Source organism: Paenibacillus monticola, from assembly GCF_009664975.1.
Classification (GTDB): Bacteria; Bacillota; Bacilli; order Paenibacillales; family Paenibacillaceae; genus Paenibacillus_AQ; species Paenibacillus_AQ monticola.
In genome coordinates this window covers 900,666-924,379 of record NZ_WJXB01000001.1, presented here as the reverse complement: position 1 = coordinate 924,379, position 23,714 = coordinate 900,666, and the positions used below count along the sequence as shown (strand labels likewise).

At 48.7% G+C, this 23,714-nt stretch carries 13 protein-coding genes and 2 pseudogenes; 1 reads left to right on the top strand and 14 read right to left on the bottom strand.

What is annotated here, in order from left to right:
* Positions 1–162: 162 nt before the first annotated feature.
* The 13 genes and pseudogenes from GJB61_RS32500 to GJB61_RS03860 form a co-directional block, all read right to left on the bottom strand.
* A pseudogene (locus GJB61_RS32500) lies at positions 163–263 on the bottom strand (RNA polymerase subunit sigma-70); the annotation flags it as partial.
* Positions 260–625 carry a hypothetical protein gene (locus GJB61_RS03915; protein WP_154117124.1) on the bottom strand — a complete coding sequence of 122 codons (366 nt, stop codon included), beginning with the start codon at positions 623–625 and terminating at the stop codon, positions 260–262. The gene GJB61_RS03915 and the pseudogene GJB61_RS32500, both read right to left, overlap by 4 nt.
* 361 nt (positions 626–986) lie before the next feature.
* Positions 987–1,211 (bottom strand): hypothetical protein, encoded by a 225-nt coding sequence (locus GJB61_RS03910; protein WP_154117123.1) that lies wholly within the window; start codon positions 1,209–1,211, stop codon positions 987–989.
* A gap of 16 nt (positions 1,212–1,227) precedes the next feature.
* Complete coding sequence (locus tag GJB61_RS03905) at positions 1,228–7,752, bottom strand: glycosyl hydrolase 115 family protein (RefSeq protein WP_154117122.1); 6,525 nt, start codon at positions 7,750–7,752, stop codon at positions 1,228–1,230.
* A 36-nt stretch (positions 7,753–7,788) separates the two neighbouring features.
* Positions 7,789–10,914, bottom strand: coding sequence for a family 43 glycosylhydrolase (locus GJB61_RS03900; protein ID WP_229521435.1), 3,126 nt, complete (start codon positions 10,912–10,914; stop codon positions 7,789–7,791).
* A gap of 200 nt (positions 10,915–11,114) precedes the next feature.
* Positions 11,115–12,878, bottom strand: a complete 1,764-nt coding sequence (locus GJB61_RS03895; RefSeq protein ID WP_154117121.1) for a glycoside hydrolase family 2 protein — start codon at positions 12,876–12,878, stop codon at positions 11,115–11,117.
* Positions 12,879–12,937: 59 nt separating this feature from the next.
* Positions 12,938–14,767 (bottom strand): cache domain-containing sensor histidine kinase, encoded by a 1,830-nt coding sequence (locus tag GJB61_RS03890; protein ID WP_154117120.1) that lies wholly within the window; start codon positions 14,765–14,767, stop codon positions 12,938–12,940.
* Positions 14,768–14,786: 19 nt separating this feature from the next.
* Entirely contained in the window at positions 14,787–16,229 is a 1,443-nt protein-coding gene (locus tag GJB61_RS03885) for a response regulator transcription factor (protein WP_154117119.1), read from the bottom strand.
* A gap of 115 nt (positions 16,230–16,344) precedes the next feature.
* On the bottom strand, positions 16,345–17,952 hold the full coding sequence (locus GJB61_RS03880; RefSeq protein WP_229521434.1) for an extracellular solute-binding protein: 1,608 nt from the start codon (positions 17,950–17,952) through the stop codon (positions 16,345–16,347).
* A 111-nt stretch (positions 17,953–18,063) separates the two neighbouring features.
* Positions 18,064–18,939: a carbohydrate ABC transporter permease gene (locus tag GJB61_RS03875; protein ID WP_229521433.1), complete on the bottom strand. Its 876-nt coding sequence runs from the start codon at positions 18,937–18,939 to the stop codon at positions 18,064–18,066.
* Between the two features lie 14 nt (positions 18,940–18,953).
* Positions 18,954–19,904, bottom strand: coding sequence for an ABC transporter permease (locus GJB61_RS03870; protein WP_154117117.1), 951 nt, complete (start codon positions 19,902–19,904; stop codon positions 18,954–18,956).
* A 118-nt stretch (positions 19,905–20,022) separates the two neighbouring features.
* The gene (locus GJB61_RS03865) at positions 20,023–20,880 is read right to left on the bottom strand and encodes a helix-turn-helix domain-containing protein (RefSeq protein ID WP_154117116.1); all 858 of its coding nucleotides are present in this window, start codon (positions 20,878–20,880) and stop codon (positions 20,023–20,025) included.
* Positions 20,881–21,159: 279 nt separating this feature from the next.
* Positions 21,160–22,869 carry a glycoside hydrolase family protein gene (locus tag GJB61_RS03860; RefSeq protein ID WP_154117115.1) on the bottom strand — a complete coding sequence of 570 codons (1,710 nt, stop codon included), beginning with the start codon at positions 22,867–22,869 and terminating at the stop codon, positions 21,160–21,162.
* Positions 22,870–23,119: 250 nt separating this feature from the next.
* Between GJB61_RS03860 and GJB61_RS03855 the strand changes: the two genes are divergently transcribed.
* Complete coding sequence (locus tag GJB61_RS03855; RefSeq protein WP_195724224.1) at positions 23,120–23,395, top strand: hypothetical protein; 276 nt, start codon at positions 23,120–23,122, stop codon at positions 23,393–23,395.
* A gap of 162 nt (positions 23,396–23,557) precedes the next feature.
* Here GJB61_RS03855 and GJB61_RS32495 read toward each other — a convergent pair.
* Positions 23,558–23,710 (bottom strand): annotated as a pseudogene (locus GJB61_RS32495) (RNA polymerase subunit sigma-70); the annotation flags it as partial.
* Between the last annotated feature and the right edge of the window lie 4 nt (positions 23,711–23,714).

Below are 23,714 nucleotides of genomic sequence, written 5' to 3'. Positions count from 1 at the left end.
CGAGATTTAATTGAAGTAGACCGCTCTACCTGTACGCACTGTCTCATAAAGGGCTTCATAGGATTAAAGAAACCATATAAGCACCGTAATCTCATAGCGACCATACAAAAATGTTAATATCTACTATAAACTCTACTAATTATCTATATTATCATCGAGAACTCACCGCTTCACCTTATAAAACTCATGATACGGCTTCATCAGCGCCAGCTTCACTATCCGCGACACATAGAGCTGCAGCTGATCCCGAGCTCCGTCACTATGTAATTGTTAATGACTGAAGATTATTTAAATGATTGCTGAACGAAATTCTATAATACCCTGATCCTTTAAATGAGCTACCAGGCACAGTAAATACTCTATAATTTTTTGCTAAAAAATCACAAAAAACTGAATCATCACCGTCAAACCAGCTCAAGTCTTCGTAACCAGCAATATACTCTAGGGCTTGTTCATAGTTCCATCCATTCCAACGCATTTCCCTGATAGCTAGCCGTTCCGAATACTGCTTGATCTCGTTTTCACATACGCAGCGATAAAAAGGAATGGAAGCTTGCCAATTCCCTTCGGCAAAAAGAGCCTCTGATAAAAGAAACACATCCTGAATATGAATGGGTTCTTCCATTATTCTGGTTAAGACAGACACACCGCACCAGAAAATTCTTAATCTGTTTCCTGTGCCTTTTATTGTTCACATCGATTACCATTAAATTTATCGAAAGCTTTGATTACGGCAGATTGGTTTTTTTGTATACCACGGGTTATGAATTTATCCAAAGCACCACCGGGATTAGAGCGTTATGCTGTAAAAACTCAAAAGGCGACCGCTGACGCTTCTTCAGAATCCCTTCGACCCTCCGCTTGCACGTGCTGACTGATTTTCCTGAGGCGCTATGTACTGCCAGTATTTTAGAATGATCTGCTCATCTCCGTTGAACAGATCAGCCGCATGCTTGATAATGCAGGCAGCAGAGCTGGAACCTCTCTCAAGATAGATATCTGCCCATTCTGTCAGAGCCATTGTACACACTTACGGTCACTGTGCAGGTATCGGAGTAAACACCGTCATCGGTGGTTACTGTGATCACGGCTGCCAACAGAGTGAGCCAACTGTAGCGCAGGATGGTATCCGCCTCTACACTTGACCACATGCTTCCATTGTCCGAAGACCATTCCAATGGAGGCGTTTGCGCCGATGATGTGCCCATCATTGGCGCAAACACTGTTTTATTGATTTTCCCAAGCCCCTCGGGGCGCATCCTGTTCGGCTTTTTCCTCCACAGATGCAATCTTGACTTGGATATTATCGAAATCCACTTGCCCATTGGGGAAGCCGTCGATACCGAAGACATGTCCCGTTAGTACAGTACTGCCCTCCGTACGGAATGCAAAGTTCTCCGCTATGACCTCATCGCCCATATAGACGCTATAAGTCTGCGCATCCATATCAGCAATGATCTTGAAAGGATACCAAGTATCGTAGCTGAAAGGTTTCACATTTTTCCTGACGGATGATTCAGCCACTTTAATCCATGGATCATTGCCGGCGTTCTCAAAGGCTACTGTCATTGCGTAGGCGCCTGCTTGGTTTTTTGGCTGGAAAGCATTCGCATACTGAAGTCCCGCTTGAAAGCGTGCGGAATACTCAACAACGACTCTTTGGTCGCCGGCCGCAGATACCTGACCCATATATGGAAGGAACATATTTATATATCCTTTTGTGGGTCCAGTACTAAGCCGCAAAAACGTATTCCCGGATTCTTCCACGATCTGCGCTGCACCGCCATTCTGGATTCGGGTGGCTTCAATTTTGAAAGGCTGTTTACCCGTTGTGTCATTCTCGAAATCCCGGTAAGCGTTATAAGTCACGCCATCCTGTGTAAGGTTGAGTGAACCTGACAGAGCGGTTTCCGCTTCAGTAAGGGAATTCTGCGCCAGGTTAAACTGCTCTTCAGTCATATTTCCGTCTGCGGACAACTCCACCGCATGGTCCAGCGCAGCCAGGAGGGCATTGTACGCAAATTGACTATAGTCGCCCAAACCTTCCCCTAAGGGGATTGAGAGATTGACTGTCCTGCTGCGAATTTCATTCACAATTTCATCAAGACCCCACCCAGGGACAACTTCGACGGTAGCGGTGGTATTAATGTCAAGACCCTTCAGCTTGCCAGACACCTGAACAGTGCCGGGCGAGTTGAACGCAAGTCCCTCCAGATTCCAGACGGCCTCTGCAATGCCGGTATTCCCATCCGCATAGACCACCGGAACATAGAGGGGCAGCTTGGGTGTCTGTCCGGAAGGCGACTTCATCGCTACTGGATGAGCCTGAGTAATCCGGGACGCCTTGGGTGCCGGATTCGCAGTAATCCCGGCGTGAATGGCATTGGCTATCCAGGTGTAGCCGGCGGCATTGCCGTGTACATAATCCGGGAACTGATCCAGTGTTGCATTCTTCGTTGCATCGTGTACATCAATAAAGCCACTGTCCGCTATCAAGGCAATCTGTTTTTGGAGCGGAACAATTTCGTTATGCAACACATCAGCCTGGATGCCATATCGATTAGATCCTGGTACGACTGTAGGCGATGTAGCCAGGTATACAGCGGGATGGGAGTCCAAATCACGGTAGCTCTTGATGAGCTCCAGCGCATTATCCACATACTCTGCTTTGTACGAATCCCAGTTCAGCGCCTTAGAGTCATTGGTTCCCAGCATAATGACAACAATATCGGGCTGGAATGCCTTGCTCTCCACATATTTCCCCTGGTGTACATAGCCCTTCTTTACGCCACTGGTATCGGTTCCCTTATCCAGCATGGAGGCACCGCTTACACCAAAGTTCGCCACCTCATAATTTGCACTGAGCAGGCTTTGTAACTTGGCGGGATATTTGTCCTCAGGCTTAATGGGACCTGCAGAATCAGAGCCAAAGGTAATACTGTCACCAACAGCAGCGATCTTAATCTGGGCTACGCTCACTTTGGCAGCAGTTTTGTGATTATTTGTGTTGGTTATTGCGCCTGCCAGGATGATCGTTCCTGTAAACACATATTCACCGGACTTCGTTGCGTCATAAGTCTTGTTATCCCAGGTCACATTCAGGTTGGCCTTGTCACCACTGCCAAGTGTAACCTCCACCGTATTCGGCAGACTGTTCAATACGACTGCTTTATCCGTGCCGAGAGCTACAGGTGGAAGGGAAATAGGAGTAATGTCAGTAATATCATTAAGCGTCTCCGGCTTGGTGGGATTTATGATCCTAACCTTAAAGTCGTCGTAGTCGATGGAGCCATTCGGCATGCTATCCAGTCCGAACCGCTGGCCCGTCAGCTTGCTGCCGCCTGTGTTGCGGAAGCTGAAGTCAGTAGCTACCGGAACAGGATCATTGTCCATATAGACGGTATAAGTCCGGGCGTCCCAGTTGCCCACCATCTTAAATGTGTGCCATTGATTGTAATTAAACGCTTTGACGCTGACCTTATCTGCATTGGATGTGCCCTTATGCACTTTAATCTGATGCACTCCACTTGCATTTTCAAAGGCAGTTACCATGGAGTAATTGGTAGTGCCGCTGTCGTTTCTCACCATGGCGCCATTGGCGTACTGGAAGTTGCCGTTGAATCTGGCGCGATATTCGATGACGATACGCTGATTCGAAGCAGCCTTTACCTCGCCTGCATACGGCAGAAACAGATCGGCCTTGCCAGCAGTAGAGGTTGTAGTCAGACGCAGGAATGGATTCCCGCCCTCTTCTTGCACAGTGGCCGTGGCGCCATTGGTCATCCCTTCGACGTTAAAGCCGTAAGGATATTTGCCGACCTCATCGCCAGTGAAATCTCTGTAAGCATTAAAGGTCATGCCATTCCATGTAAGGACAAGAGCGTTGTCCAGAGCGGTTTCCGCGGCAGTGATGGCATTCAGGGCTTCGTCGACTTGCTGCTCAGTAGCCCTTCCGCTCTTGGCCAAGGCATCCGCTGCGTTCAGCGCACTCAGCAAGGAGTCATAGGTAGCCTGACGGTAATGACCGGGAGCATCACCTAATGGATAAGAGATCCCGGACATCCCGGCGCGCTTCGCGTTCACAGCTGCCTGGAGCCTCAGTCCCGCAGTGCTCCCCGTCCGGAGGGCGGGTTTCCAGAGGGCATCGGTTGGGGTTTCGCCGCTCTTTGTCAGGTAGATGCGATCTACATACAGACCGTCCTCGCGCATCCACAGGCTGAAGGAATGTTCGTCCGTTGTGGCGGCGTTAACCTTACCCACGTTTTTCCAGTGCCATTTCTCATCCGAATTATTGCTAAAAAAAACACTTGTCGAGAAGTTGCCGAGACTGCCATCCAAACCGCCGCGAATGGAGTCGGAAGCGTTGTCCACATACCGCCAGCGGACCCAGACATTATACGTACCTGTGTTGCTAAAATTGATTGTGTATGTTAATTCCGGACTATATACAGGGAATTCGGCATTCTCTGACCACTGTCCGCCCAGATCAGGAAGGCGCATGGCCATGCCGGTGTCCGATTGCGTAAGGCGCCAGGCATTGGGAATCTTCCCCGTCATCTGGGCAGCTTTATCCCGTTTGGAAACGGTGTACGCCTTCATGTCAGCTGTAATCTGGCTTTCGGATTCAAGCACATGTTCCATAGCGTACTCAGCTTCAATGCCTACCTTTCCATCTGCTTCAACAAAAGCTCCCCCTCCCCAGCCAGCCGGGATGTTTTTCGGTTCAGCTACTGTTGAGATCCAGGGCAGAAGATCCGTGCCAGGACTGAAGGTAGTATTATATTCATGGTGATAACTCTCGTCAGGGCCAAGCTCGGTGGGAGTGACACCCTCCGGACCGGTGTACAGCACCATCTTGTCAATCATAATAAAGCTATCCACCATCCACAGCTTGATGGTGTGTTGTCCAGCGGACAGAGCGGGCATATTCACCACATGCTTCTCGATCATATGGAAGATGTTGCTCACCCAGACGGTGCCTTGCCCCTCATCGGCGGCGGCGGATTCCACGACAATCGGGGTTTCGTTGTCCACGGATACGGCAAAGTGTACATTCCCCTTGGAATTGAGCGTGGGAATCCGGTATATCTCCAACGGGAACTGACCTGCAGAGGTCAGGTTGATGTCATACTCCAGGCTGGGCGCAGCCGAGGTGATCGCAGTCTCCTCCACGGCGCTCAGGTCAGGAGCATAAGCACGAACTACATCACCGCCAAAAGCACGGCCCAGGTCATGGATGATTTGCCAGGTCTTATCGCCGTTCGTGTTCAAGCGGCTGTAATGCTCAGCTTCAATCGAAACATAACCGTCAGCCTCCGCGTAGCCCTGGATTGCGGACAGAGCCCTTGCCGGATTCTCAATTGCCACCTGAATAATCTTGTCCGTGTTGGCTGAAGTATCGGTAATCGTAATCGCAGCGGTTGCGCCTTTGTGGGCTTCTATCTGTTCAATGGTAACCCAGAGACGGGTCTCGTCACTGACGGTTCCAGCCGCGGTGGAGAGTTGTACCCAAGGCTGATCGGCGGTGGCAGTCCAGTTGATGCTGTCGGCTCCTTTGTTGAAAACCAGGATAAATTCACCATCCTGGTTATAAGGGGAGAAGACCAGCCTGGAGTTCTCCATGGGCATTGTCTCGCCTTGCACGACTACGCCCATGGACGGTTCTCCCAGCACCAGCGCCGGCGTGCCGGGGGGAAGCTGGTTAATGACGGGAGGCGACGCATTCTCGGGATCAATGAATCCCTTCCATTTGCCGTCTGCCATCATGCTGTAACGCTCAATTTCTGTTTTCTTCGCCAGGTCGGCCTCCTGCGAAAGCTTGAGAAACGCATCTGCGGAAGCCATCCTGCCCTGATCGAAGGCCAGATTGCTTCTATCCGCATAATAGTAGGCTTTATTGACATCATACGCCCAGTTTATTTTAGACTGCACCAGTTCATAGAAGCTCAGCTTCTGCGCCTCGGGCAGCGCATTATAGATAGCCGCTGTGCGGTTGTACAAATCCTGATATACCGCCATGCGCCTGGAACTCTCATCCCCATAGTAAGTCTGGTTGAACAGGCCAACCTTCATATGCTCAAGCTTGCGAACGTTGGTATGCTGGTAGAAAGTAGTGAGAATATCAGCTGTTTCGTCGCTGTACTGACTGCCGAAATGTTCAGAAGTCCAGTCTTTCAGAAATTGCTCCGCCTGGTTCTTGTACTTCTCTACGTCCCATCCGTAACGGATAAAGAAGGTCATCTCGGCTTCCTGCGGCTTGATATCGCCCACATTCAGTATCCAGGACTTCCGGATATTATAATCCCAAGACTTGCTGAGCTCCTCCCCCATCAAGGAAAGGGGGATCGAATTGAGCCACATATAGCTTTGGTCGACGGGAGCCCAGTAGGAAACGTGATAGTATAACCCATGTCCACCTTCGCGTGCGCGTTCTGCAGCATCAGGTACACTCCGCATGATTCCGTGATTATCGTCGCACCAGATCACTGTCACATTCTCGGGCAGATCAAATTTGGGGTGATTATAGATAGGCAGGACTTCCTTGTACGGGATAAACGCCTGGAAGGAATTCTCGTATTTATCCTGACCCAGTACCTCCTGAAGCAGATTCTGCTGCTCCCGGATAATCTCATTCATAAGGACAGCTTTGCGCTCCTCCAGATCACCACCCAAGTAATTATAGGCAGGTTCCATGAGATTCTTCACATTGAAAGCCTCATCATGTATACCCCGCATACCCAGTGTCCATTGCGCATCGGTGTCTTTATGGCGTTCAATGTTTTCCCGCCAGTACTGGAGCACAGCCTCCTTGCTTACGGTATAGTCATATTGGATCGTGTCGGGATTAACACCCTTCTGGACAGCATAGTTCTTTTTCCACTCCTCCCATTCGTGGGTGTTCGTCCGCAGGAGCATATCGGGGTGACTGGAGCCCAACACGATGCCGTATTCCTGCACCAGATCAATATTACCCGTTACATTGTTAATCGAATTGACATGCATGGCCGCCCAGATGTAGTTGCCCTTCAGCCGCAAAATGAGCTCAAAGATTTTGGCATAGGTTTGCGGACCCATTGTGTCCGGGTCTTTAAACACCTCGGTTGCCCAGCGGCTGAGCTTTTCCTCATCATTGAGGAAAACACCGCGGTACTGCACATCGGGCATGTCAGTGACTGAAGTATTGGCCGCTACATAGACCGTATCCTTAGTTTTAATTGCTGCGTCAGCGAAAAAATACCAAGGATCTACACCCATACGTTCCGATATCTCGTATACACCAAAAATGGCACCGCGAGAATCCGATCCTGCTATAACCAGGGTATTTTCGTCTACCACCTTGATTAAATAGCCTTCCCATTTATCTTTGATAGCGCTTACTTCATTTGCGGTGATTTTCCCTTCGGTGACCAGCGCCTTGATTGGAGCGCTGTCAGCCAGTGTGCCCACGATCACGACGGGACCTGGGGGCAGGGCGCCCTCGCTACTCACAGTTGCGTCCAGATTGGTGACTCGCTTGATGTCCTCCTTCAAGTCCTTCACCACTCGTCTGACCGGGGCTTTCTCCGCAGCGTCAACCCAGATGGCCGCTGCCACTCCGTTAGCCACTAGAGGGAAATCGCCAACTGCCCCCGCTTCCGAAACAAATCCTCCTTCCTCAGAGGCTGGATTACCGGCTGCATAAGCGGGCATCATCCCGGTAAAAAGTGCGATCGTGATCATCATTGCAATCATACGTCTTGTATATCTGATCACTTTAGTTCACCTCGTTTTTTTTGTTTTTGTTTACGCTTACATACCAGTAACCATAACTTTGAAATCGTCGAAGTCAATGGAGGCGTTGGCGTAGCCATCGATGCCAAACCGCTGTCCGGTCAGCTTGCTGCCTCCTGTATGGCGGAAGACAAAGTCAGTGGCCACCGGAGCAGGATCATCGTTTATATAGACGGTATAAGTTTTGGCTTCCCAATTTGCCACCATTTTGATTTTGTACCATGTATTGAAATTGAAGTCTTTAACTTTAATCTTACTGGATGCCCCATTCTGCACAACAATTTTACCCGTATCAAAAGCCGTGACCATGGAATAATTGCCAGTACCGCTGTCATTTCTCACCATGGCGCCATTGGCGTACTGGAAGTTGCTGTTTAATCTGACACGATATTCGATGACGATGCGCTGATCTGCCTCAGCCTTTACCTCGCCCGCATACGGCAGGAACAGGTTTGCCTTGCCCGAAGTAGCGGTTGTGGTCAGCCGCAGGAATTTATTTCCGTTCTCTTCTTGCACAGTGGCGGCAGCGCCATTGGTCAGATCTTCGGTGGTAATGCCGTAAGGGTATTTGCCCGCCGTATCGCCGGAGAAATCCCGGTAAGCGTTATAGATCACGCCATCCTGTATGCTGTTAAGCGAACCTAACAGAGCGGCCTCCGCTTGAGCAAGTTTATCCAGTTCCTCGTCAAACTGTTCTTTGTTCAGATCAGCGTTTACGGCCATCTCCTCCGCCTTGTCTACCTCGGCCACGAAGGCATCATACTTGGATTGACTATAGTTGCCCACCCCATCGCCCAAAGGATAGGAGAAATTGGCTAGCTTGTTGCGGAGTTGATTCACAATCTCATCAAGACCATAGCCCGGGACAACTTCCACGGCAACGGTGGAAGAAATATTACGACCACCCAGTTTCAGGGTGACGGGCACCTGAACAGTGCCAAGCGAGCTGAAATCAAGTCCCTCCAGCTCCCAGCTGACGACATCTGCCTTCTTCGACTCGCTATTGTAGATAACATCAACAACGCTGGGCAGCTTAGGGGTCACTCCAGAAGGAGTCTTCACTAATGAAACAACCTGAATCGCGTCCGATGCTGCAATTACCGTCAAATTGCGTGTCACTTTCTTGCCGCTATATTCGGCTGTAATAAGAGCTTTGCCCGGTTTAATTGCATATACCGATTGGCTGACCGAATCAGAATTAATCCTGGCCACCCCGGGATCGCTGCTGGTATACTGAGCATCATCTGTCACATTCTGAACTTCATAGTTGTTATAGCGTGCTGTTACCAGTAGTGGCCGGCTAGTCTGCCCGCTGGTCAGGATGGTGTCCAATCCGCTGATGACAACGGACAGCACAGATTTAGGCTCAGCAGCAACGGTAACCGTGGCCGTGGCCGTTTTCCCGTTATATGCCGCGGTGATTGTGGTACTTCCGGCCTCCACAGCCTTAACCCTAATCCCTCCGTCAATAACAGCGACCTTTGTATCGGAAGAACTGAAGACAACTCCTGTGTTAACAGCGGTATAAGTAGTGCCTGTTACCGTATACAGGGGCAAACTGCGGGTTTCACCCAACCCCAGCGTGTACCCCGGAGATTCGAATAAAATTTCCGACGTATCAAGCTTGAATATATCCATACTGTCGATTTCGGCAAGGTTGTTACCCTTCGAGAAGCGGATGATGTTGTCGCCTTCTTTAAGATAGACTTTCGCCGTGGAGGCTCCCCAACGATTCGAGCCGGAATAGACGATGTTCATATTGGCGCCGGAACTGCCGTTGACCGACAAGAAATGGGAGGCATCCGCCGCATTGGGTGAGCCGTTGGCATTGCGCACGGACAACACATAGAATCCCGCCTCCAGTACGTTTACTGTAAACTGAGCATAATCATTGGCGTTCTTGATATTGGCAACCTTCATCCCGCCAGAAGCGGTGCTTTCTCGCCGGACAACGGGAGAAGTTTCGCCACTCGGATCTTTCACCAGCAACGCGTTTTCCGCTTCATAGCGCTTGCGCACCGGCTCGCCCGAAGGCGTAGCAATCGGTCTGTTCGGATCGACGGGCTCGCCCAGGTTCGGCGTATTGTCTTCATTCCAGGTGAATTTCTGCGTGCGGACATTGCGGGTCCATCCTGATCCCGGCCAGCGGGCGGCATGGTAGATGATCCAGTCCTCCGTGCCATCAGGAGACGTGACGATGCTGTGATGGCCCGGACCGTAAACGCCATTGGCGCTGGAGAAGATCGGCTGGTCCTGTTTTACCCAGGAGCTGGCATTCATCAAATCGTTGCCAATCTTGGCGGTGATCAGTCCGAGGCAGTAACTATCTGTCCAGCTTCCGTTTGCGGAATAGACCAGATTGATGGTGTCGCCCTTTATAGTGACTTGAGGGCCTTCGTTGATTCTGCCCGGGGACGTTTCCCAATCATGGTCAGGCGTCGAAATCAATACCCGTTGCGAACTGATGGTTCGTGGATTGCTCATCTTTGCAATATATAAATTTTGGAAGCTTCCGTCCGTTAACTCCCAGCCAGACCAGATGAAATAGTGGTTCTCATTTACAGTCAGCACAGTGCCGTCGATCGCCCAACGGTCACTGGAATCGGTAATCTTTCCTTTGAACTCCCAGGTTCCGGTCATCGGATTATCACTGGCGTTCTCCAGCACGTACATGCGGTGGTTTGCGTTGGTTCCGTTGTCAGCCGCGAAGTAAATATACCATTTGTATTTGCCGTCCGTATCTTTGAGATAGTGCATTTCTGGCGCCCAAACATTAGAACTGTACATGGTACTCTTAACCGGTGTCCAGGCTAGGCTCCTCTCACCCGCATCAATGCCGGTGATGGTCTTCGCTCTGCGGATCATGATGCCACTGGCGTTGACAAATACGTTGTAATAATAGCCGTCCGTGTGCTTATACACCCAAGGATCGGCCCCTGACTGCATGATGACATTAAAGAAATCTGACACGTTCCTCCCCCCCTGCACAGACGCCGAATCTGGCGTATCTGGCGTCGAATCTACCGCAGCAGCTACTCCGCTCCATTGCGGTAGCATCAGCAGCACCGCGAGACAAAGCAGCAGATATCTGAATCTTTTCCTGAGCATTTGCAGTCCTCCCTCGACAGATAAAACCGCTTTCATTTTTTCATCTCCCTCATGTATTGATTTTTCTGGTCAGCGTCCTCATTCTACCTTCCGGAGAAAATTAAAAAAATGTACTATCTTAAATTGTTTTTGTAATCGTTTAAGAAAAGACGCCCTGACGTTTCATTGACTGTCAATAGCAGGAAACAAAAAGGACACTATCCCCAATTAAAGGATGTGTCCCCATACTAATTTCCCTATATTACCTTCCCGGCAACGATTTGTCTTATTTGTTCCAACGGAACCTTGAAGGCCCGGTCATAGGTCAACAAGCCGTTGATCTCCTGTTCCACATCGGTCAGCTGGGTATAACAAATGCCTTGGACATGGGGCGATTGCAGCAGCGGCTCTATCACGTCAGCCAGCTTAGCCAGGAAATCCTCATCGTTGTCTGCACCGGAATAGCCCCAGCCTTCCCAATCGCTTTTCTTATAGGCAATCCCCCCGAACTCCGTCACCAGAACCGGTTGGCCCGCATATGCGGTTCCCCCTACAAACAGCTCCCTGCGGTGCGGCTTTCCTTCCAACGTCCGCTCCAAGGTGCTGTAGCGCTCCGTCAAATCCTCCCGTCTCCATTCATAGTCATGGATGGTGACCAGATCCGTGGTCATCTGCTCCCAACCGTCATTGGAGATCACCAGCCTGCTGTCATCCAGGGATTGGGTCAGATAATACATCGCCATGGCATGGCGCTGCTGCCGCTTATCGATTAGGATGTTGGGCACCCCCCAGCTTTCGTTAAGGGGAACCCACACCACCAGAGACGGATGGTTGTAGTCCCGCTCCACCGCCTCCTGCCATTCCGCCGTTACCTTGCGCACATATTCCTCCGAATACGCATAGGCATTGGCCATCTCCCCCCACACCAGATACCCAAGCCGGTCCGCCCAATACAAGAAACGGGGGTCCTCTATCTTCTGGTGCTTGCGTGCGCCGTTAAAGCCCATTTGTTTAGCCAATTCAATGTCCTGCTTCAATGCCTCATCACTGGGAGCCGTCAGAATTCCATCCGGGAAGTACCCCTGATCCAGCACCAGCCGCATAAAATAGACCCGGTTATTCAGCATCAGCTTGCCGGCTTCAACCGCTATTTTGCGCATGCCGAAGTAGCTTTCCGCTTGGTCCACCTGAATGCCGTCCACGAAGAGCGTAACGGTTACGTCGTACAGATTAGGGCGCTCCGGTGACCACCAGCGCCCTAATCCATGATCGTTAAAATCATGGAGTCCGATGGTACGTGCTTCTTCCGCATGATCGATTGAGAAGCTGGTAGTAGCCAGATATTCGTCCTTGAAGCGGATGTCGATGCGGACTTCCGCCTTGCAGCCAACCGGAGCTTGATTAAGAAACGTGCGGATTTGGATTTCATTGCGGTCAATGTCCGGCTTGAATTTCAGCTTCTTGATATGAAGCTCCGCAACAGGCTCCAGCCATACGGTCTGCCAAATTCCTGTTGTCCGGGTATAGAAGATGGAAGCCGAATCCTCCTTCCAATATTGCTTCCCCCGCGGCAGCGTCACATCCCTGCTGAAATCCTCGGCCCGTACCACCACAGTATTCTCTCCAACCAGCAGAGCGAACGTGATATCCGCCTGGAATGGCGTATGGCCGCCTTCATGATAGGCTGCCTGCCTGCCGTTTACCCAGACTGTTGCCTGATAATCCACTGCGCCGAAGTGCAGGATCACCCGCTGCCCCGCCCATTCCGCCGGAACCGCGAAGCTGCGCTTGTACCACACCAGATCATGGAATCCCGTTTCTCCAATGCCGCTCAATTTACTTTGGTAAGTGAAGGGGACCTGAATCTGACGGCTGAAGGCTTGCTGGCCGCTGCTCCATTGCCCGGTATCGCCAACACGTTCGTCATCAAATTCAAACTCCCATGTTCCATTCAAATGCTGCCAGTCTGGTCTTACGAATTGCGGACGAGGATATTCTGTCCGCAGGATAGATGAAGTCATAGCTCACAGTCCCTTCTTTTATGTAATACAAAACAAATTTCCTGCTACTCATCCAAAGGCTACTCTTCCAAAGGTTTACGGCCGTTTAACAGCTGCGGAATCTTCACGGTCACTGTCGTCCCATGGCCGAACCGGCTTTCTATGGTGATCCCGTAACCCTCTCCGAACAGCAGCCTGAGCCTGTTATGGATATTGGTTAGCCCAATGCCTTTTGCCGGTTGGCCGTCTGGCGCACGCTCCGGGGAATCCGTGTCCAGCTTGAGCTGGAGGGCGGCCAGCTCTTCCGGCTCCATTCCTCTCCCTGTATCTGTAATACAGAAGCACACATCTCCATGCGTATCTATGCTTCCGGTAATCAGGAGCCGCCCGCCTTCGTCCATCCGCTCCAGCCCGTGGTAGACGGAATTCTCCACAATAGGCTGGAGTATCATCTTGGGCGTCTGCATTTCCAGCAGCCTGTCCTCCATATCAAGCTCCATGGAGAACTTATTCTCGTACCGGATTAAGATAATCTTCATATAAGCCTGAATGCAGTCAACCTCTTCCCTGATCTGTACAAGATCATCCTTCTTGATGCTGTACCGGAAGATTTTAGACATGCAGAATGTAATTTGCGCAATCTCCCTGCTTCCGTATTCTAATCCGATGCTGCTGATACAGTTCAGCGTATTATAGAGGAAATGGGGATTGATCTGGCTTTGCAGGGCAGCAAACTCCGCCTGCTTCTGGCTCAGCTCGGATTCATATAATCTGGCCTGGGTATTGAACATGTCTCTTGTCATTTCCTCCATTTCATCCATCATCCGGTTAATATCGCAGGCTAGCAAGCCGACCTCATTGGTAAACCGGACTTTAATACGGAAGCCCATATCCCGCCTGCCCACCTTCTTCATATCCATAACAAGTCCCATCAGCGGACGCATCAGATTGTTCATGAAAAAACTGCCTGTTATGATCATGCTTAGAATAATTCCAATCCCCACGACAATGCTGACCTTTCGCATGGGGTTCATGTCCGCAGTCAGTTCATGCACCGGAATCATACTAACCACCCGCCACCCGTCTGCTTGCTCCAATCCCTTGACCTGGACCAGAATATCTTCCCCGTCAATGGCTTCGATTACGCCGTTAAGCAAGATGTCCTTATCCATAGACAGAACATCTCTGAATAACGTGCCCCGGGCATTGGAATTTGTGGATGCAATCACCTCATCCCGGCTATTCAGAATGTATAAGGTGGAGTTAGGCGTTAATTCTGTATTTTCCACCAGCCCCTGCATCTTTTCCATATTGACCATCACGGTGCAGTAACCTGTAATTTGGGAGAAATAGATTCCCCCGATAGCCTCCACAATCGGAGCGATATAAAAAAACTGTTCCGTTTCTGTTCTGTCGTCCTTCAGCATCGTGGTGAACATCCCCTGATCCCGAAGCGAAGGATCTTCCTTATACTTCCGGATAAAGGCTTCATAACGATTGAGAAAGAAAATATCACCGCTTGCGGACGCCAGACTGTAAAGCCGCCTTCCTTGGATATCATTAATCACAATTCCGTTCACATACGAATTAAAGGACCTCATATATTCCATGAGATCCAGTGCATATGGACCACTATCAAACGCCCTTTTGTAATCATCATCCACTACGGAAAATTCCTGAATCAATTTGCTATTGACCGCAATGCTGGTGCTGACCCTGATATCATTGAACACAGAATCAATTTTGCGGCGTGTTTGCTCAATCATCTGATTGCCGTAATTGGCGGCTCTCTTCTGCGTTAAATTAGAGAAACTATAAAAAAAATAAAATTCCATGACTGTGAAGATAACGATAGAGCAAAAAAAGATAAGCCATATCTGATGTTTCAATTTCAGTTTACTGGTCTTCATGGCCCGCCCTCCATTCATATTAGCTTTTTCTGAATTTAGTGGGCGTCATCCCGCAATGCTTCTTAAATACTTTATTGAAATAATAATAATCCACGTACCCGGACTTAATGGCAATTTTCTCAATGGACAGGTCTGTTTGCTTCAGAAGCTCCCGGGCTTTCTTGATCCTGAGTTCCGCCACATATTCGGAGAAGGTTTTGCCCAGATTTTTGTTGAAAAATTGACAGCAATACACCTGATTGATGAAGAATTGGGCGGACAAATCCTTCAAATACAATTTCTGCTCAAAGTGCCGGTCGATATAGGCTATCATCCGGTTGAAGCAGGACAAGATATCCCCTTCCTGCAAGGAGCGGCTGTTCCCCTGCCTGATGGAGGCGAGGACGTCATATAAAAAGCTGCACAGAGACTCAAAGTTTTCAAAACGTTCCTTGATCTCGGAATAATTCAGGAATTCCAGTTCCATATCCTTCAATTCCTCAGAATAAGCGTTTACAAGTATACCGACTGCCTGATTCCACAAGTAGACAACCTCACACATGCCCAGATGATGATCCCTAAAGTATTCCTGCAGCCCTTTGATGTACACATCCATGTTGTCAAATAGATTCCCCTGAATGATACTATAGAGCCCATCGATACAGGGTTTCACCAGATGAAGCTTCGGCTCGTAGTGCACGGCGCCTGCAGCTTCCTCCAGAAAAACGCGGGAGGCGGACAGGTCTGCTTCTTTAATCAGCTTGCTCATATGCTTAAGCTGGCTGGAGATGCTGCTAATGCCCACAACACTGATGCCAGTCTTATTCAGAACCAGCTCAGCCCAATTCCCTTCCAGACAAGCCCTATCCTCCGTGATCAGAACAACCAACATTTTTCGGGTTCCGGCTTCTACTTCCACAGCATAAACAGGCCTTCCCTCCAAAGACAGCAGCTTTCTGAAATCCTTGTTTTCACCCTCAAAATAGATAGCGAGCACCTGGTAATAGCATACAGCCGAGCGGTCGGAAAGCGGCAGGAAGCGTTCTATCTCGTCCTGATCCGCTGAGGTCAGCGCATCAAGAAGAAGATGATTGCGTGCAGCGCTTCTCCGGGAGAAGTGCATGGCTAGCTTCGCGATGAACTGATCAGCCATATCAACATCCAATGGCTTCAGGAAATAATCCAGCGCGCCGTAGCGCAGCGCTTCCTGGGCGTATTCAAATTCCCCATATCCGCTTACGATGACAAACTCAATGTTCAAACCTTGTGCTTTGGCCCGCTTCATCAGATCCAGTCCGGAAATACCCGGCATACGGATATCAGTAAACACTAAATCCGGCGGCTTTTCTCTTATGGCATCCCACGCTTTGTAAGCGCTTGTATATTGTCCTATGATCTCAAAACCGTACTTATCCCAGTCAAAGGCGTTGCGGATTCCTCTAATCGCCCACGACTCATCATCTACAATCATGACCTTGTACATGGGTAACCTCCTAAACATATGGATTTCTCCCAATCATAGAAACACGGTTCGAAAATAGCAAACGAAATTCGGATAAACCACATTGAAGAACAATGGCTTATCCGAATTTAATGATTTACTTTTTGTTGGCTATGACTTCTCTGTAGTTCTTCACATTCTCATCTTGAACGGCCTTGCCGCCGGCGTCCATATATTCATTCACCAGCTTGCCATACAAGGCGTCGAACTCTGCCGGCTTGGCAACGACCAGCCTGTCAATCATTTGCTTATTCATGTCACCGAGCGTTTTGCCGTACTTGATATTAGCTTCGTTCGGGACGCCATAGTAGAAGCCGGTATAGCCGTCTGTCGTATTGATCTTGTATGAATCAATAGCCAGCTTCTCATAGTCCTGATCTCCGGCTGCTAAAGCCGCTGCATATGTTCTGACATTCTTTTCGGTATCGCCCAGCTCTGCGCCGTTTACAACCAGCGTATAATCCAGATTCAGATTGCTCATTTGCATATTCTCACCGGTTTGCGCAATCCCTTGAGGGATGCCGTCTACCAGCTTGTGGTTGACACCTTCTTGGCCGAACTGCAGGAAGAACAGCACTTCCGGGTCAGCCATCCAGTTCAGATACTTCATGGCCAGCTCTGCATTCTTGCTGCTTTTCGGGATAAAGGAGAATAGCCCGTTCTCATTGTATATCTCTTTCAGGTATTTCCCCTCATAGTTCTTGAAGGTATCTACAGGGACAAAGTTGGCATCCGGGGCGTTTTGCTTCAGCGGGTCACGAATTTTCTGCAGCAGCGGATAATCCCAGTTGGCAGCGTAGAAGCCTACCTTGCCGTTGCTCACATCGGCATCCGCTTGCTTGGTTGTTTTGTCCAGCGCAAAATCGGGACTGATCAGCTTTTCATCGTACAGCTTGTTCAGCCATTTGAACGCATCCTTGTTGCCGGGCTTCAGCCAGTTGGTGGTGGTAACGAATTCCTCCTCCGACATCTCCCCCCAGAAGGATTGTACCAGATTACCGAAGGTGTAGTTCATGCCGGCAGCCGCTGTTGCCCATGGGATGACACCGTTTACATTTCCGGGGTTCTTGTCGCGGAAGGCAACCAGCGCCTCGTACAATTCATCCTGGTTTGTCGGAACAGGCATTCCCAGGCTATCCAGCCAATCCTTGCGGATAAACATACCGTTCCAGGCAAGCAGCGTCCGCTTGCCCGGGATAGAGACTTGTTTCCCGTCATATATCCCGTAGGAAAGCACTTTCTCACCGAGGTAAGACTTCAATTGCTGGCCCTGGCTCTCGAGCAATTCATCCAGTGTATAGAGGCCATTGCTTTTGGCGTAGCGGGTTACTAACGTCCCGTCGTAGGTGAAGGAAATATCAGGAGCCTGGTTGGCAGCCATCAACACATTCAGCTTGTCTACTTCCTGGGAGCGGGGTACAGATACATATTCTACAATGGCGTTATTGGGCTTGCCGAATTTTTCATTGACATATTTGGTCCACGTGTTGTTGTTCAAGTCCGGCTGTCCCTGAACACCTCTGTCAAACACTTCCACAGTCAAGGTTACGGGAGGACCAGAAGATGATGCAGCGGTTGACGCCGTCTCTCCACTCTTCTTGTCATTACCTCCACAGCCTGCCGCAACACTGGCCAGAAGCGCTATACTAAACAGAATTGCTGTTGCCTTCTTCATGCCCGTATTCACTTTAAACCACCCTTTCATGCCCGTATTTATTGAAATCATCTAATCATCTACACTGTAAATCCCTTGCATTATTACATTCATCATCCACCAGCCCGGGAATCCCTCCCTTCATTCTGATATGTTCTTTCCTCAGCCCTTGATAGCTCCGGTCATCACACCATCTACGAAATACTTCTGCAGTTTGGGATAGATCAACAAAATCGGGATGGTTGTAAACATAACGCTGGCCGCTTTCAGTGACTCAGGCACAATGTAGGAGCCGATACTTCCTTCCCCTCCTTGTTGGCTATCCAGCTGCTGATTGGCCGAAATGATCTGGTACAGCTTCAACTGCATAGGATACAGATTTTTTTTCGTAATGTAGAACAGTGCATCCTGGAATCCGTTCCATCTGTCCACCGAATAGAAGAGGCTTAATGTGGCAATCGCAGGCAATGAGAGGGGAAGCACAATCTTGATGAGAATGCCCAGATCCGAGCACCCGTCAATAGAAGCCGATTCCTCCAGACTCTCCGGAAGAGAAGTGAAGAAGGTCTTCAGGATAATCAAATTAAACACGCTCATGGCGCCCGGCAAAACCAAACTCCACACCGTATTCATCAACCCCAAGTTTTTAACCAGAATATAGGAGGGAATCAAACCGCCGCTGAAATACATGGTGAAGACCAATGCTGACAAAATAAAGTTTCTTCCCAACAGCCGCTTTTTCGTTAACGGATACGCGGCGCAAATGGTCAGGAACATACACACGAAGGTGTAGAAAATCGTAAGTACAATACTGTATCCAAGCGTATAAAGCATATCCACATCGCTCAAGATGGTTTTGTACGTTTCTGTTGTGAAGCCTACCGGCCACAGTCCTACTTTTTGGGAAATAATCGCTTCGTTGGAGCTGAAGGAAAGCGCTATCATGTAAAGGAATGGAACAATACATGTGAAGGACAATGCCACAATAAATACGATAATCGCAATATCCGCTACACTCATTTTTTTCTTTTTGCGCATATTGTTCGCCATCCTCACCATATCCCATCCTCACCTAATATTTTCGCGATATAATTGGCAGATACCAGCAGAGTCAGGCCAATCACAGATTGGAACAATCCTACCGCTGTGGCCTGGGAGAAATCTCCCGAACTAATACCCACTCTGTACACGAAAGTACTGATAACATCGGAGTATTCGCTAACCAGTGAATTCCCCATCACAAAGGGACGATCGAACCCGATGGAAACCATTCTGCCAATTTGGAGAATCAGCAAAATATTGATGGTTGGCTTAATGCCGGGCAGTGTAATATGCCACATTTTACGAAGCCTGGTACAGCCGTCCATATCGGAGGCCTCATACAATTCCTTATTGATTCCGGTAATGGCCGCCAGATAAAGGATGGTGCCCCATCCGACATTCTGCCATACGCCAACTGAAATATAAGTGATCAACCAAGGTGTTTTCTGCGACAGAAACTCGATCTTCTCAAAACCAAGGCTAGCGATCAAATTATTGACCATACCGCTATTGGAGAACATCAGGTATACGATACCTCCAATAATAACCCAGGACATAAAGTGAGGCAGATACAACACGGTCTGGGTCATTTTCTTAAATTTTGCCTGTCTCACTTCATTGAGCAAAATCGCCAGCAGAATGGGCGCCGGGAATCCCGCGACCAAGTCCAGAACATTCAGGACCAGCGTATTCTTCAACGCACGATAGAAGCTGTCCTGCTGGAAAATAAACCGGAACACATCCAGTCCTACCCATTCGCTCCCCCTAATTCCTGCAAAAATGTTGTAATCCTGGAATGCCATAATCAAGCCATAGATAGGGGCATATTTAAAAATGGCAATATACGACAGAGGCAGCAGCAAAAGGGCGTACAGGATGGCATCTCTTTTTATACTGAGCAGAAAAATCTTGCTTCTTTTTATTCCGACATGGTTTCGTTGACTGTCTAAAACCGCTTTCATTTCTCTCATCCCTCCGGCTGTATTAAGGAGCTCTCATGTCCTTCATTATAACTTCCGGGGCAAATAAGAAAATGTACTCCCTTAAATGAATTTGGTAATAACTTAAAATGTGGGCGGGCTACAGCAATTTTTTTCTGAATTCCTTTGGGGAGCATTGGTTGTATTTATAGAAGATTTTATAAAAATTTGCCATGTTGGGCATGCCGACCAAAGATGCCGTTTCCAATACGGAAACATCCCGCGTTAATAAAATCAGCTCCGCATTCACGATTTTTTTGTAATTTACATATTCGATAAATGTTTTTCCCATGATTTTTTTGAAGACCTTGCCGAAGTAAAAGTAATCCAGATTCATGATTTGGGCCGCTTCCTTCATATCGACCTTGTAATGGATGTTCTTTTCAATGTAGTCCAGAACCGGCAGCAATTTCAACAGCTCAGCGTCCTTCCTGACATCCATCAAAGCACTCCTGTCGCTGCGCAACAGAGCCAATATAATTTTATAAAGAAGGCTGTGAATGGCGATTTCATAGCCCTTTTGTCTTTGGGCATACTCCATTGCAATTTCATGGATATAATCGAAAATCCGCCGTTTCACCTCAGGACTCTCCGCAAATATATCATTGAGGCTGCTGTACAGCCGGCCGGCTTCCGTAACATATTTCATATATGGGATGAGATCCTGCCCCAAATACTTGAGAATGTCGAACTGGAGAACAATATAATCCATTACACCCTCATCCTTATACGAGTGGTGAGGCTCGAAGGACCCGATGATGGCAACATCGCCGGCAGACAGCTTGAACACCCTGTCTTTGGTATATATACTGAATTCGCCTCTGACGACAGCGATAAGCTCCAGCTCATGATGGTAATGCCATTTGCCTATAGCCCTTTCATTCCGGTGCTGGTGCAAAATCCTCACTGGCTGTAGAGGATTTTCATATACAATTTGCTCACTGATATGATTGTCCATCTTATTCTCCCTGCCATTTCGGCTATGATAATTTTGCTTCTATTATAGCAATCAATCTGCACAAAACTATCCCCCCAAGTGGAAACGGCTTTGCCGTCCTTTTTAAGGACGGTACCATTTCAGCGAGAAATAGAAGGATAAGTTATCGTGTGAAACATATAAATTCTTATATTTGAACAAAATGTCTATCTTTAACGCATTTTACACAGAAAAAAGCCATAGCACGCAAAATTACTTTTGCAAGTTGTGGCTTTTGCGGTTTTGTGATTTTTGGGGTTATTATTTTGTTTGCGCCTGCTGGGTGGGGCCATAATTGGCGGCGCCGGTAAATTGAACATCTTCCGCAGAGGGGTAGGTTTTGGGCACACGCAAATCCCGCTGATACAGCCTCAAATGCTCGCCTCGCGGGAATATGTCGACCACATCACAGCCTCGCCACGAAATCGAATATTCCTCGCCACGCGCCGTTTCTGTTACAACCACAGTCTCTAAGGAATGCTCCAGTTCCACTTTTGCCCCTGCCGCTACATTCCTGAAGATGGCAAGCTTGCCCTCCATTGCGGGAGTATAGGCTGTTCCATCGATTTTGGCCCGGATATCCTTGCCCATCCATTCATACATCCGTATGGCAACATGGCAATGCTGCTTAGGCATGACGGACATATAGCCTGATTCGGGATAATCCATGGTCACCGAGGCTTGCTCGGTTTCCTTATCAACGGGAATATTGATGAAGAGCGTTCCATTATGAAATTCAACGGACCTGTCCCACACAATCTCCAACGCTACAGGCGCCATTCCCACACAGCAGCCTGCAATGGAGCGGAACTTGGACAACGATATGGAGTTAACCATTGCACCTCCGGTAAAGCCTCCAATCATTCTCTTGTCAATGTCTCTGTACGTAATTCCGTTGCCGTCAGGTCTTGTATTGTCTGTAACCACATAGGAGGAAACCTTCACCTGGTTTTCCACCAGTTGGTTTCGCGCAAACAGGGTCATATCCTTCCAGTATTCCTCGTAACCCGCAAGAATCAACTCATTGGCGCATTCGATCATATCTTTGATGCAGCAAGTTTCACAGTGTTCCTCGTTCAGGGGATGCCATTGTGCATACTCGGGGACCCACCCGAAGGAAGAGGACAGGGAACGGATATAGTCATAGATCCCTTTGCCGGCAAGGATGTACCGCTGCTTGCCAGTGGTACGGCCAAGCCGGACAAGTCCGGATGCAACCCAGCCCGCCGAATGGATATGGCCGAAAAATTCCATTTTATAATTAAAGTAACGCGAGGGTCCCAAAAGATGGTTGGCGATGCCAATGGCCAAATCAAGAGAGACCTCGTCCTTCGTGATCTCATACCTCCGTACCAGAGAATGAAGCACGATTGCATTGCGGATAGCCTGCTCTCCCCGCCCGCTGTGTCTGGTCATATCAAAGCCGTCGTCTTTCAGATAGACATCATTGGGGAATTCATAGATCGGCTCCTTCTCTTCATTATCGCCTGACCAGAAGGTTCTCACCTTCCGCTCTATCACAAGCGTTCGCAGCCCTCGTACAAGTTCGGAAGCCCTCATCTCCGCCTCCTGGTCCCCGGGATGATTCTCTATCATCCTGTTCAGCGCCGGAAGAATATAACCCATTTCGTGAAAGGAGCTGTGATTCGTATGGGTCCAGGGATACTGTTCATGGAAGCGAAGTCCATGCTCTCCCCAAGATTTCATGACATGCCGGTAAAAGGATTGCTGAACCGAAGCACCCTCTTCTGTCTTCAACATTTTCCGGACAGCATCAACGGCTTCATACCAGGAGCCAACCAGCTCCGCATCGTCCACCCGGCAGTGGGCTGCTTCAGCAGGCTTTTTATGAGGTAACACAAGCCAGTACGGAAGATTGTCCGCTTTCTCATCCACCATGGACGTCAAATACCCCAACACAAGCCTCGCATTTTTTAAGGGCTCGAATTTTTCATATATCTGTTTTGACATATTCATCCCTCCAAGATTTCCGTAGGTTTATCATACCGATCATACTGCTCGGGGCCCCTGGAATGAAATCAGCCTTTTAGTGAGGTTTGTATGCTTTTTTGTCTTCACACATTCAGCAAGATTTATTATCTTGTAATTTACCGGGACGCTCATAGACAACGGCATTGGAGTTGGCCTTGGTTACCACATCCATTCCCTTTTGGAGAAATTCTCAGATTCCTGATGGAGCTTCTTGCCCCCGGGCATCCGGATGGCTTCTTTGCCTTATTTGGAGCCAACGGCCTGTTATCTTGAGTATGAACAGCTTCTAAAAAAGAGTCTGCTACCAGCTAAAAAAGCGAATTTGAAAAATTTAAAAATCGACTCCTTCGCCAGTGATATTATTGCAGTTTCAGGAACTTATGATGTAATACTCCGTGATGGAACCACCGAATCATTTGATATGACACTAAAAGCTAGGAAGGAGTCCCTCAATTATTTCTCACCGAAGTTTAATAATAGAAGAGGAACTGGATCTGCAATATAAATTCCAGCTTCTTAATAGCACAGACACGATTCGCAAGTTATCCAAAGAGCAGCGTTACTTCCTTATTGATTTGAAGAAGGATCAACGAATAAAACAAAGCACTTGGTTGAGTTCCTAGACCAAATCCTTTGTTTTAATTAGAAAGACTCTTCAACTAATATGGATTAAACGCCGTGTGCTCTCCTCACCGCCTGTATCCAAATCATCCAGAATATCCAGGTTGCGGTAAATCTTGCTCTTCTCGATCTTGAGATCGACTTCTTTAATCACATCATCAGCCTCAGAGCCTGTTCCAATGGGATCATGCAGGGCCAAAAGA